This window comes from Allobosea sp. WAO (genome assembly GCF_001509835.1).
In the GTDB taxonomy this organism is placed as follows: Bacteria; Pseudomonadota; Alphaproteobacteria; order Rhizobiales; family Beijerinckiaceae; genus Allobosea.
Genome location: NZ_JXTJ01000007.1, coordinates 257544 through 270255, shown reverse-complemented (window position 1 = coordinate 270255; position 12712 = coordinate 257544). Strand labels below are relative to the sequence as shown.

Annotated in this window: 7 protein-coding genes; 1 reads left to right on the top strand and 6 read right to left on the bottom strand. The window is 70.8% G+C overall.

Going from position 1 to position 12712, the window contains the following annotated elements; translation table 11 throughout:
• Window positions 1–61 precede the first annotated feature (61 nt).
• Window positions 62–457, top strand: coding sequence for a DoxX family protein (locus DK26_RS13715; RefSeq protein WP_066473187.1), 396 nt, complete (start codon window positions 62–64; stop codon window positions 455–457).
• Window positions 458–558: 101 nt separating this feature from the next.
• Here DK26_RS13715 and trxA read toward each other — a convergent pair whose 3' ends face one another.
• The 6 genes from trxA to DK26_RS13685 all read right to left on the bottom strand — a co-directional run bounded on the left by trxA (window position 559) and on the right by DK26_RS13685 (window position 12467).
• Complete coding sequence (gene trxA / locus DK26_RS13710) at window positions 559–879, bottom strand: thioredoxin (RefSeq protein WP_066473185.1); 321 nt, start codon at window positions 877–879, stop codon at window positions 559–561.
• 108 nt (window positions 880–987) lie between these two features.
• Complete coding sequence (gene addA, locus DK26_RS13705; protein WP_066473176.1) at window positions 988–4464, bottom strand: double-strand break repair helicase AddA; 3477 nt, start codon at window positions 4462–4464, stop codon at window positions 988–990.
• Window positions 4461–7565, bottom strand: a complete 3105-nt coding sequence (addB, locus tag DK26_RS13700) for a double-strand break repair protein AddB (RefSeq protein WP_066473173.1) — start codon at window positions 7563–7565, stop codon at window positions 4461–4463. The genes addA and addB overlap by 4 nt, the downstream gene beginning before the upstream one ends.
• A gap of 6 nt (window positions 7566–7571) precedes the next feature.
• Window positions 7572–8330, bottom strand: a complete 759-nt coding sequence (locus DK26_RS13695; RefSeq protein ID WP_066473170.1) for a nucleotidyltransferase family protein — start codon at window positions 8328–8330, stop codon at window positions 7572–7574.
• A gap of 109 nt (window positions 8331–8439) precedes the next feature.
• Window positions 8440–10071 carry a tRNA (adenosine(37)-N6)-threonylcarbamoyltransferase complex ATPase subunit type 1 TsaE gene (gene tsaE, locus DK26_RS13690; protein ID WP_083533215.1) on the bottom strand — a complete coding sequence of 544 codons (1632 nt, stop codon included), beginning with the start codon at window positions 10069–10071 and terminating at the stop codon, window positions 8440–8442.
• The gene (locus DK26_RS13685; protein ID WP_248309964.1) at window positions 10068–12467 is read right to left on the bottom strand and encodes a PAS domain-containing sensor histidine kinase; all 2400 of its coding nucleotides are present in this window, start codon (window positions 12465–12467) and stop codon (window positions 10068–10070) included. The genes tsaE and DK26_RS13685 overlap by 4 nt, the downstream gene beginning before the upstream one ends.
• Window positions 12468–12712 lie beyond the last annotated feature (245 nt).

The window sequence follows — 12712 nt, the reverse complement described above, 5'->3', positions numbered from 1 at the left end:
CAATGGCTGCCATTCGAATGGAATTTCTCTAATCTAGTCTCGAATAGGAAAGAATTTCTGCATGCCACGCCTGGATTCACTCGGCCGCTTTGCTCCGCATTCGCTTGCCCTGCTGCGCATCGTCACGGCGCTGACCTTCTTCACCCATGGCACCCAGAAGCTCTTCGCCTTTCCCGTTGCGCCGTCCTGGGGCATGCCGGCTGTCTTCAGCCTGAGCTGGACCGCGGCGGTGCTCGAAGTCGTCGGCGGCCTGCTGATCGCGGTCGGCTTCTTCACCCGCCCGACCGCTTTCATCCTGTCGGGGCTGATGGCCGTCGCCTACTGGATGGCGCACGCGCCCAAGAGCTTCTACCCGCTGCTCAATGGCGGCGAGCCGGCCCTGCTGTTCTGCTTCATCTTCTTCTATATCTTCTTCGCCGGCCCGGGCTCCTTCGCGCTCGACAACCGCAAGGGCTGAAGCCTCCCGCTTCGCTCCAGCCGGCATCATGGTGCCGCAAAAACATAAAAAGGCCCGCCTTCCCCGGGGAAGGCGGGCCTTTTGGTTTCAGCCGAAAACCGTCAGACCGCGGCCGAGATCCAGCGCGAGAGATCGCTCTTCGGGGCGGCGCCGACCTTCTGCGAGGCCAGCTTGCCGTCCTTGAACAGCATCAGGGTCGGGATCGAGCGGATGCCGAACTGGGCCGGGATCTGCTGGTTCTCGTCGACATTCATCTTCACGATCTTGACCTTGCCGTCGAGCTCGCCGGCGATCTCCTCGAGCGCCGGGCCGATCATCCGGCAGGGGCCGCACCACTCGGCCCAGAAATCCACCACCACCGGCTTGCTCGACTTGAGGACATCGGCCTCGAAGCTCGCATCGGTCACTTTCGTCGTCGCCATGGCTGTCGCCTTTTCAATTTGCGGACGGCTTCGCGCCGTCGTTCGGAGTGGAAGCTATGAACCGAGCCCGCCAGGGTCAAGGCTGGCTCGCCTCACGATGAAGCAGGTCTACCCTGCCAAATTCGCCAGAACGGCATCGAGTTCCGCTGCGCTCGGCTCGAGCACGGCCATGGTCGCCGTATAGATCGCCAATGCCCTGACCGGCCGGCCCGGATAGATTTCGCCGACCAGGCGCCGGTAGACCGCGAGCTGCGCCAGCGTCGTCGCGGGCAGGGAAGCGGCGTCCTTCGGCGCCCGGGCCGCCGTCTTGAAATCGGCGATTAGCACCTCGTCATCGGTCGCCGCGAGCCTGTCGATCCGCCCGATCACCGGACGGCTTTGCCCGCCGGGCAAGATCACCTCGCCGGCGAGCGGGGCTTCGGCGAGGCTTCCGGGCGCGAACAGAGCCGCCAGCTCCGGCCGCTCGATCAGTGCCAGCGCGTCGGCGCTGATGCGCTGGCGGCGCCCGGCCGGAAGATTGGCCCCGCGCGCCTCCGCCAGAGCGCGGGCGGTCTCGCCGCGCCTTTCGACCGGCACCTCCGGCAGGATCTGGAGCAGGAGATGCGCCAGGCGCCCCGCCGCCGCCGCTTCGGCGAGGAAAGGGCCATCGGCCGGGCGGGCGGTCGCGTCGGCGGCGCCGAGCGCGTTGGAGGGCCGCAGCGGCGGCAGGGCCTCCTGCTCGGGCGGAGCGGAACGTGCGAGCCAGGCCGGGGCAACGGCGCCGGCCGGCGCGGCTTGCGTTTCGGCCTTAGCCTGCGCTTGCGGCCGCGAGACCATGAAGCGCCGGACCGTGCCGTTGCCATCGGGCGCCGCGACCTCGCCGAGGCCGCTCGCCGAGCCAGAGAGCCCGAGCTCGGCCATCGCATACCAGGAGCCCTCCGGCGCCTCGCCCTTGGCCTGCACGCCGCACAGGACGAGCCGCTCCTCGGCCCGCGTCATCGCGACATAGAGCAGGCGGTGATGCTCCTCGATCATCTGGGCGACGATCTCGTCCTTGGCGCCGCGGGTCGCGGTGGAATCGCCGGCCCTGGCCGGCGCCCAGATCGGCACCGGCACGCCGCCCGGCGTCTCGACGCCGATCAGCTTCGGCAGCCGCCGCTCGCCCGGCGCGACGCCGAGATCGGCGAGGATGACGACCGGCGCCTCCAGCCCCTTCGAGCCATGCACCGTCATCACCCGGACCTCGCCGGCGCTGGCCGAGAGATCGCGCTTCACCTGTGTCGCGACCGCGCCGATGTGGTGCAGGAAGCCGGCGAGCGAAGGCCCGTAGCGCCGCTCATGGTCGAGCGCAGCGCTGAGGAAGGCGTCGAGCGCGTCGCCGGCCTCTGGCCCGAGCCGCGCCAGAGCCAGATTGCGCCCGCCGCCGGGACCGAGCAGGCCGGCGAAGAAGCGAAACGGGCCATTGCGCCCGGCATCCTCGGCGAGTTCGGTCAGCCTTGCCTCGACCGCGGCATAGCGCGGCTCGCTCTCTGCGGCCTGGCGCAGCGCCTCGCGCAGGGAGCCTTGCCGTTCCGGCGCAAAGCGCAAGAGGTCGTCGTCGTCCAGCCCGAAGAGCGGCGTCTTCAGCGTGATCGCCAGCGCAAGATCGTCCTGCGGCAGCAGGATGGCGCGGCCGAGGGCGACAAGGTCCTCGATCGCCGGGTGCTCGGTGAGCGTCAGCCGGTCGCGCCCGGCGACGGGCACGCCGGCATCCTTCAGCGCCTTGACGATCGCCTCGAACAGCGCCCCGCGCTGGCGCAGCAGGATCATCACGTCGCCAGGCTTGAACGGCCGGCCGAGATCGTCATGGCCGGCCTCTTTCCAGCGCTTCAGCACCTCGGCGATGCGCGCGGCGAGCTTGACCAGCCCGGAGCGGCGCTCGGGCGCATCGACCGGTGTCGTCCAGGCGTCGGGCTTGTCGCCGGCATCGTCGGCGGAGATCGGCCAGAGATCGACCGCGCCGATCGCCGCCTGCCGGACCGTGTCGTGCCGCTCCGGCCCGGCGCCGCCGTCGAAGACGAGGCCGCGCCAATGCGCCTGCGGTGCGAAGACCGCGTCGACTGCCTGCATGATGTCCGGCGCCGAGCGGAAGGAGGTGTTGAGGCTGATCGGCGCGAAACGCTGGCCCGCCGCGTCCAGGCGCTTGCCCAGCCTGGCGCGCTCCTCGCCGAAATGCCGCGGGGCCGCACCCTGGAAGCCGTAGATCGATTGCTTCTCGTCGCCGACCACGAAGACGGTGCGCGGCCGCGCCTGATCGCGTGCGCCCTCGCCGGCGGAGAACTCCTCGGCGAGGCGGCGCAGGATCGCCCATTGCGCCTCGCTGGTGTCCTGCGCCTCGTCGAGCAGGATGTGGTCGATCCCCGCATCGAGCTTGTAGAGCGCCCAGGCCGGGTCGACCCGGTCGAGCAGCGAGCGCGTCTTGCCGATCAGGTCGTCATAATCGAGCAGCGAGCGCTGTGCCTTCAGGCGCTGATAGGCGGCGAGGATATGGGTCACCAGAACGGCCAGCGCATTGCTGCGCTCGCGCACGGCGATGGCGTTGAGCTGCTCGATGGCCCGGAGCAGGTAGCCGGCGACGGTATCGAGCGCCTCGTCGAGATGGGCCGGCAGGGCGCTGTTGCCCTTGCCGCGGACATGCTGGCTGACCGTGCCTTCGAGGGTCAGGATGCCGGCGCGGCAGGCGGCGACCGGGTCGATGCCGGCTTGCGCCGAGAGCGCGAGCCGCAGCGCCGCCGCCGCCTTCTGCCGTGTCGCGCTGCCGGCGTCGAAGCTGTCGATCAGCGCCGAGATGCCGCCGATGCTGGCGAGCTCGGCCCCGAAACGCTGCTGCACCGCCTCCGGCGTCAGCCCCGTCGCGATGCCGAGGAAGGCGGCGATACCGGCTTCCATCTCCTCCGGGCTGCGCGCCCGGCCCAGGCCGTCATTGAACAGCGCGCGCTGGTGCAGCGCTTCGCGCATGATCTGGTCGAAACTATCCTGCGCCGCCTCGCGCGCCATGAAGCGAAGCGCCCGCGCCTGCGGTCCCTCGGGCTCTGCGGCGGCGGTCGCGAGCAGATCGCGCCTGGCATCGCGCATCAGCTCGTCCTGGGCGAGATCGTCGGCGACCTCGAAGCGCGCCGGCACGTTCGCCTCGAAGGGCGCGCTCTGCAGAACGCGGGTGCAGAAGGCGTGGATCGTCTCGATCTTGAGGCCGCCCGGCGTCTCCAGCGCCTGCGCGAACAGTCGGCGGGCGCGGGCGAGCCCGGCGGCGCCCGGCGCCTGTCCGGTCAGCTTCGCAAGGATTGCGCGCAGCGTCTCGTCATCTGCCACGGCCCATTCCGAGAGCGCCCGGAACAGCCGGTTCGACATGTTGGCGGCGGCGGCCTTGGTATAGGTGATGCAGAGCATCCGCCCGGGCGCGACCCCGTCGAGCAGGAGCCGCAGCACGCGGTTGACCAGCACATGCGTCTTGCCCGAGCCGGCATTGGCGGCGACCCAGGCGCTGAGATCGGGCTCGGCCGCCAGTGCCTGGTTGGCCTTTGTCAGCTCGGGGATGACCCAGCCGGAAGGGGTCGCGTTGGCGCTCATGCCTCGTCTCCCGTCTCGGAGCCGAGGCCGGGCGCGGCCGACCATTCCTTGACCCGGGCGAGTTGGTCATAGGGGCTGGCATATTTGATGTAGGCCGGCGCCCGCCGCGAGACATAGGGCTCCTTGCCGGCCCTCAGCGCCGCAAGATGTGCGAGCAGATGCGCAAGATGGCGGGCGGTGACGTCGGCTTGGCTCTCGTCCTTGAAGGAGAGCTTCTTGTCCTTCTGCCAGCTTTTCGGGTCGTGGCCGAGTTTTAGGTACATAAGCGCCTCGACCGGCGCCGCCCTGACGGTGGGCGGAAAGCCGTGGCGCAGCGCGAGTTCGGCTTCGAGCGTCAATTGCGGTGCGAAGCCGAGCCTGACCTGCTCGTCGCTCGGCGGTGCTCCGGTCTTGAAGTCGATGATCCTGAGCTTGCCTTCGCGCGTCACCTCAATCCGGTCGGCGCGGCCGGTGAGCAGGATGCCGCCGCCGCCCGGCAGGGGAAACTCGCCTTGCGTGTCGTGCTCGACCGCGACCCTGGCGAGCTCCGGCCGGCGCCTCTCCTCCCAGCCGACGAAGTTCTGCACGATCATCAGGAAGCGCGGCCACCAGAAGGCGCGTACCTCCGGCGTCTCGTCAAACGCCCGGAACATCCGCTCGCCGATCTCGATCAGGCTCGCGGCGGCGCCGGTCGGCATCTGCTCGGGATAGGTCTCTGCAAACTCCGCGACGATGTCGTGCAGCAGCGAGCCGCGATCGGAGGCGCCGGGATCCTCCGCCATCTCCGGCAGGGCGTCGAGCTTCAGGATCTTGCGGGCGAACAGCGCATAGGGGTCGCGATAGAGCGTCTCGACCTCGGTGACGCTGAGCCGCTTCGGATGCAGATGCGGCGCTGGCACCGGCTTCGGCCGGCTCGCCGGCGTCGCCCGCGCCGGGGCGCTGAGCAACCCGGCCCAGCCGATCAGCTCGCGGCCGCGTGCCTCCGCCGCCTGCCAGGCATCGGCCGGCGTCACCGCCTTCAGCCGCTGCCAGAAGCGCGAGGGGATGGTCTCCGCCTCGCCGGCCTTGCGGGCGCGGGTCAGCGTCACCCTCCCTGCCAGCGCCGCTTGGACGAAGTCATGCGCGGTCTGGCCGATGCGCCGTTCCGGCGAGGTAAGGCCGAGCTCGGCCCGCATCGGCCGATTGAGGAAGGAATCGGTCTGTGTCGCCGGTGGCCAGACGCCCTCGATCAGGCCGCCGAGCACGACATGCTCGGCTTCGAGCAGGCGGGCCTCGAGCAGGCCCCAGATCTTCAGGCGGGGATGGCCGGGCTCGCGCCTGACCACGGCGCGCTCGTCGATCAGCCCGGAGAAGATCGCGATCCAGTCGCGCGCCCGCCCTTCCGTCGGGGCCTCCGCCAGCGCGGCCTCGATCTCGTCGAACAGCGCTGCCAGCGCCTCGCCATCGGGGCCGCGGAAGACCAGGGAACTGCCGGTCTCGTCGCTGCCGAGCGCCACGACGGCGGCGCGGGCAGCTCCGGCGACGTCGGCGAGCACCGGCTCGCGCCGGGCGAGCGCCGCCGCCAGCGGCGACAGGGCTGTGTCGAGGCGCGCGAGAACCTGCTCGGCGGCGCCGCGGTCCTCCGGCGTCAGCTTGCGGCGCGGGCGCGGCGCATGCTTGGCATCGATCAATTCCTCGATTCCGGCAAAGGCCCGGTGCAGCCCGGCAAGGCCGCGGCCGACTGTCTCGCCGCGCCAGCAGCCGATCTCCAGCGTCGCCGCGCCCTGGCGCAGCACGGCTTCGCTGAGGCCGAGCCGGCAGAGCGGATGCGCCAGCAACGCGACGAGTCCGGCCGGCGCGAACTCCGTCGCGACGGCATCGAGCACGAGGCGCAGCAGCGCGCCGGCGGGCCAGCGCCCGAGCGGCAAGCCGGCGGAGTCGTCGGCGACGATGCCCCAGCGCCGAAGCTCGACCGCGACGCGCTCGGCGAGGCCGCGATCGGGCGTGATCAGCGCCGCCCGTTCGCCCGGCCGTTCCAGCGCCTCGCGCAAGGCGAGCGCGGCAACGAGCGCCTCCTCGCGCTCATCGGCGGCCTCGACGATGCGCAGACCGGCGAGCGCCGTATCCGCCCCCGGCGCGGCGGCGATGCCGGCCCAGCCATCGGTCACCGTCGCCGGCAGCATGGCCTGCCGCAGCAGGTCACGCCGGGCGGCAAGCGCTTCGGCGGGCCGTGCGAGACACTCGACCTCCTCGCGGCCAGCTCCGATCACCTCCAGGAGATGATGCAGGGCGGCCTGCGGATGCGAAGGCGCGGGCTCGCTGGAGATTGCGCGCCAGGCCGGCTCCGGCAGGGCCTCGTCGAGGTCTGGCAGCACCACCGCGCCGTTCGGCAGGCGGGCGATCGTGGCGAGCAGCCTTGCCGTCGCCGGCACCGTGCCGGTCGAGCCGGCGGCGATCACCGGGCCGGGGAGGCCGCCGGCCTCCAGGCGCCGGCGCTCGGCCTCCAGCATGCGGTTGCGGAAATCGGCGGGGTCGCATTCGCCGCGCTCGGCAAGGATTGCCGGCCAGGTCTCGGCGACGATGTCGAGGAAACGGGCGTTGAACTGCCAGATCTCGTCGAAACGGGCGGCGTCGAGCCCGCGCAGCCGCTCGGGCGCGACGCCCTCGGTCTGCATCTGGTCGAGCAGGCCGGCGAGGTCTCCGGCGAGGCCCCAGGCCTCGGCGAGCGTCGAAGGCACCAGAGCCGGCTCGGCCGGGTCGAGCCGCAGATGCTGCCGGTTGGCAGCCTTGCCCCATTGTGCGATCAGCCGGGTCAGGATCAGCCGGCGCTGCAGGGGTTCGATCGGCGCGACGCGCGCCAGCATCTCGCCGGAGCCGGCGATCAGCGCGGTCTCGGCCTCGTCGACATCGCCGAGCGGCACGATGCGCGGCAGGAGCAGCGGCCGGCCGCCGAGCTTTTCGGACAGGATCGCCGCCAGGGCGCGGGCGGCGCGCTGGGTCGGCAGGTAGAGCGTCGTGCGCGACAGCGCCGTCGGGTCGGTGGGATCATGGGCCTTGCCGAAGCGCCCGGCGAGCAATGCCTCCGCCAATACCGCGAGAAACGGCGCGCCGGCCGGGATGCTGAACAGGTTGAGCCCGGCCATTGCCGCTCAAGCCCGATGGGCGGCGTAGGCGGCCTCCGCCAGCGGGATCGCCTCCGGCGTGCCGACATGCAGCCAGCGCCCTTCGAGCTCATGGCCGAACAGCCGGCCGGCGGCGATCGCCCGGTCGAACAGCAGGTTGAACGAGAACGAGCCTTCCGGCGTGTCGGCGAAGAGCTCCGGCTTGATGATCGCGACCCCGGCATAGACGAAGGGAGCGCTCATGGCCTTGCCGCGCCGCGTCAGCCGCCCCTCCGCATCGCGGAAGAAATCGCCGGCGCCGTCGAAGCCGACGCTGCCCGCGCGTTCCGAGAGCAGCAGCAGGAGGTCCATGCGGGTGGGATCCCAGGCCGCAGCCATGGCGGCGAGATTGGAGACGCCATTCTCGCTCCACAGCGAATCGGCGTTGACGCTGAAGAACGGCTCGCTTCCGAGTTCGGGCAGTGCCTTCTTGGCGCCGCCGCCAGTTTCCAGCAAAAGGCCGCGCTCGTCCGAGATGATGATCTGCGGCCGCTGGCGCGCCGCGACGTGCCGCTCGATGCGCTCCGGCAGATGGTGGACATTGACCACCGCCCGCTCGACGCCGGCTTCGGCCAGCCGGTCGAGCGCATGGTCGAGCATGGTCTTGCCGCCGATCGCGACCAGCGGCTTCGGCAGGGTGTCGGTGATCGGGCGCATGCGCTTGCCGAGCCCGGCCGCCAGCACGATCGCGCGGCGGATCGGCGGCGTTGTCGTCTGCGTCAAGCGAATCTCCTGGCCGTTCGGCATGTCGAGCCTATCAGCCACGGCGGCAGGATTCGCTCAAGTCCCGCGCCCACCACCGTGTCGTCCCAGCCGCAGCGAAGCGGAGCGCCGGGATGACGCAGATATGTGGTGCTCAGCTGGGCTGGCCGCCGTCGCCGGCATCCGGCCTGGCTTCTGCCTCTGCCTCCGGCTCGGCCTCGGCCGGCGCTTCCGCGGGTGTATCCGGCACGGCGAACAGCTTCGGCAGATGCGTCTCGTACCAGGCCTTGAGCTCGGCGAGGGCCGGATGCTCGAGATCGCGCCGCAGATAGGCCTCGATCCGTGGCAGGTGCTTCAGATAGCCCGGCTTGCCGTCGCGCTTGTCGAGGCGGGCGAAGATGCCGGCGATCTTGGTGTTGCGCTGCGCGCCGAGGATCGCATAGGCGCGGGCGAAGCCGGCGAGGTCGAACGCCGGGTCGTTGCCGCGCCGCGCCCCGGCATAGGCCGCGAGCAGCTTGAGCTCCAGCGCCGCCGGCACGTCGATGCGCGCATCCTGGCCGAGCGAGACCAGATCATAGGCGGGGTGGCCGAGCACCGCGTCCTGGAAGTCGATCAGCCCGAGCCGGGCATGGCCGACCCGGTCCGGCAGCCAGATCAGGTTCGGAGAGTGGTAGTCGCGCAGCGTCCAGGTCGCCGGCGTCTCGAAGATCTCGTCGAACAGCCTGTCCCAGATCCGGCCGAACTCTGCCCGCGTCACCGCCGGCAGCGTCACCCCGGCGATGTGGGGGGCGTACCAGTCGAGCACCAGCTCCGTCTCGATCGTCAGCGCCTCGCGGTCATAGTCGGGGATGACGTGGTCGCGCGCCTCGGCCACCGGCAGGATCGTCGGCAGGGCGTGGCGGTGCATTTCGGCGAGCAGCCGGGCCGCCGCCTCGTAGCGTTCAGGGATCGGCCCGTTCTCGTCGATCACCAGGCCGGGGCCGAGATCCTCGATCAGCAGGAGCCCGGTCGAGAGGTCCTGGGCGAGGATCTGTGGCGCCGAGAGGCCGAGCGAGCGCAGCCCCTTGTCCATCGCCACGAAGGCGTCGACCGTCTCGGCGAGATGGGCGATGGCGCTGTATGGCTTGCCCTGCCGGATCGCCGGCCCGTCCGGGCGCGGCGGCGAGATCATCAGGATCGCGGTCTCGCCGTTTTCCCGCGTCAGCCGCTCATAGGCCCGGCTCGAGGCGTCGCCGAGCATGAAGGTGCGGTCGGCATCGCTCCAGCCGGCGGCGTCGATCATCCGCCGTGCACCGACGGCGATGGCGAGCCGGGCGCGCCAGAGCACGCCGCCCGACAGGGTCGCGATCCGCCCGGTCTCAGGGTTCTCCGGATCGACTTCGATGACGATGTCGACCCGACGACCGGCCGGCAGGCGCGCCCCGGCGCGGTCCGGCCATTCCACCAGGGTGATCGCCCGTTCCAGATCCTCGATCAGCCCGAGATCGTCGAGCTCGTCGGGGCTGCGCACGCGGTAGAGGTCGGCATGCAGCAGCAGCCCCTTCGGCGCCTCATAACTTTGGACCAGGGTGAAGGTCGGGCTCGGCGCCTCCAAATCCGGGTCTTCGGCCAGCCGCCGCAGCATCGCCCTGGCGAGCAGCGATTTGCCGGCGCCCAGATGCCCGGAGAGCGCGACGATGTCGCCGGTCCTGAGGATGTCGGCGATGTCTCTTGCCAGCCGGATCGTCGCGGCCTCGTCGGCCAGGAGCACCGTGTGCATGCCCGCCTTGGCGGCTTCCTCGCTCATTCCGCGGCGTCCGAGATGCGCATGCCCTCGGGCGGGAAGACGGCGGTGACGCGGGTGCCGGCGCCCGGCGCCGATTCCAGTTCGATCCGGCCGCCATGCAGTTCGACGATCGAGCGGACGATCGACAGGCCGAGGCCGACGCCGCGATGGCGCGATCCCAGCGAATGGCTCTCGAACCGGTCGAACACCTTTTCCTTGACCTCGTCGGGGATGCCGCGGCCGTCATCGGCGACGGTGATGCGGATCTCGCCGCCGACGCGGCCGGCGCTGACCCGGATGGTCTGGCCCGGCTGCGAGAAGCCGATGGCGTTCGAGATCAGATTGAACAGGATCTGGCGAAGGCGCTTGCCGTCGGCGCGCAGCGGCCCGGTATGCGGCGCGATGTCGACCTGCAATGTCAGTTTGCTGTCGGCGAGGCGGTCCTGCAGCCCGGTCGCCGCCTGGGCGATGGTCTGCGCGACGTCGACCTCGTCGAGATCGAGCGACAGCGCGCCGTTGTCGATCGAGGCGAGGTCGAGAATGTCGTTGATGATGGCGAGCAGCGCGCCGGAAGAACGTACGATATGGCCGGCATAGTCGCGCTGCTTCTCGTTGAGCGCGCCGATCGTCTCCTCGCCGAGAAGTTGCGCGAAGCCGATGATGTTGGTCAGCGGCGAGCGCAGCTCGTAGGAAACGTGGTGGACGAATTCCTCGCGCAGCCGCGAGGCCTTCTCGAGCGCCTCATTGCGTTCGGTCAGCGCCCGCTCGACATTCACGCCGGCGGTCACGTCGGCGAAGGTGATCAGGGTCGCCCCGTCCGGCAGCGGCGCGGCCGTGCAGTCGAGCACCGAGCCGTCGCGCCGCGCCATATGGCAGCGGTAGTCTTCGCGGGCATCGCGCACGCCGGCGACGGCGCTGCGGATCTCGGTCCAGACCGCATCCTCAGGGAAGAGCGGCCGGCACAGGCCGACGACCTCGTCGATATGGGGCGTGCCGGCGGTGCGTTCCGGCGTCAGCTTCCAGAGCTGGGAGAAGGCCGGGTTGGAGAGCTTGAGACGGCCGTCGGAGCCGAACACCGCGACGCCTTCGCGCAGCGAGTCGAGCGTCTCGCGCTGGGTGCGAGACAGGGCGTTGAAGCGCGATTCCAGCGTGAAGCGCTCGGTCTCGTCGTCGAAGAGATAGGTCACGCCGCCCTGCGGATGCGGGCTGGCGACGACATGGATGGTGCGCCCGTCCGGCAGGTACCACCAATCCTCGCTGGCGCGGGTCGCGGTATAGGCGGCCTGCACGCCGGCCTTCCAGCTCCGGTAGTCGCCGAGCTCGGGCAGGCGGCGCTCGGTGCGCAGCCGGTCGAGAATCTCGCCGTCGCTGGGCCGGCTCTCCAGGAAATTCGGGTCGAGCGACCACAGTGTCTCGTAGCCGCTGTTGTTGTAGACCAGCCTTTGCGAGGCGTCGAAGACCGCGACCGCGGTCTTCAGCCGGTCGAGCGTGCTGACATGCGCGTCCATCTGGCGCTGCAGATCGGCGCGCACCGCCTCGAGCTCGCTCATGTCGGTGGCGATGCCGGCGGAGCCCGTAGGCGTCGGCGTCTCGAGTATGTCGACGATGCGGCGCTGGCCGGCCATCACCACCGGTGCCCGCATCGAGAAGGCGCGGCCCTGCTGGCGCGCCCTGGTCGCGGCTTCGCGCTCGGTACGGTCGAACAGCTCGAGGCCGTTCTTGACGACCTCGGCACCGTCGGCGGCCTCGACGGCCCTGGCATAGGCGGCGTTGGCCCAGCTCAGGCGACCATTGGCGTCGCGCGTCCAGACCGGCTGGGGCAGGCCGGCGAGCAGCGCGGCGAGCGTCGCCTGGTCGGCGCTGACCCGTACAAGCTCGTCCTGCAGCGTCAGGGCCCGGGCCCGTTCGCCGCTCGCCTCGCGCAACCGGATCACGGCGCGGCCGGCGACCGGGCGCCCCTCGGCATCGACATATTGTCCGCCCTTGGCCCGGAAGGTGAAGGCGAAGGCCTCGCCCCGCTCCTTCAGCGCCTCGGTCGCGACTTCCAGCCGCTTGGCGTCCGCTGGCGGTGCCCAGGAGCCGTAGGCGAGCGCCATCGCGGCTCCGCTCACCCCGAGGAAGCCGCTATCGCCCTCGAAGACCGGCTTGGCGCCGGGGCCGTCCCAGCTCAGCACCACCTGCGGGTCGGCGGCGAGCAGCGCGGCCAGCCTTTCCTGATGGCCACGCGCGGCTTCAAGACCGGCGGCAAGCTCGCTTTCGCGGCGCTGCCAGCGCGAGCGCTCGCGCACATAGAGGACCGAGGTCGTGGTGGCGAAGACCACGAGACCGGTGAACATCAGCGAGAGGCCACCGGCGCTGAGCGTGTCACCGTGTAGCGAGAGCAGCGATTCGGTCTGCGCGAGAGCGGGGCTCGGCAACAGGCCGCCGGCCAAGCCGGGAAGGGCGAGGCGGCTCGCCGCTCCGTCCAATCTGCGCCCCAACTGCCGTGCACGTCTCATCATCGCTTCCGTCATCTCGTCCGGCCAGCCTCGGATGGCCGGAATCGGATAGGACCGCCGTCATGGCGCGCATGCGCGACGGCTTCGGGGAATGTCCACGCCGCAACGCCGCAAAACCACCAGTGAACGAAATCCGGCCGCAACCCGCGTGGGCGGTCGATGGT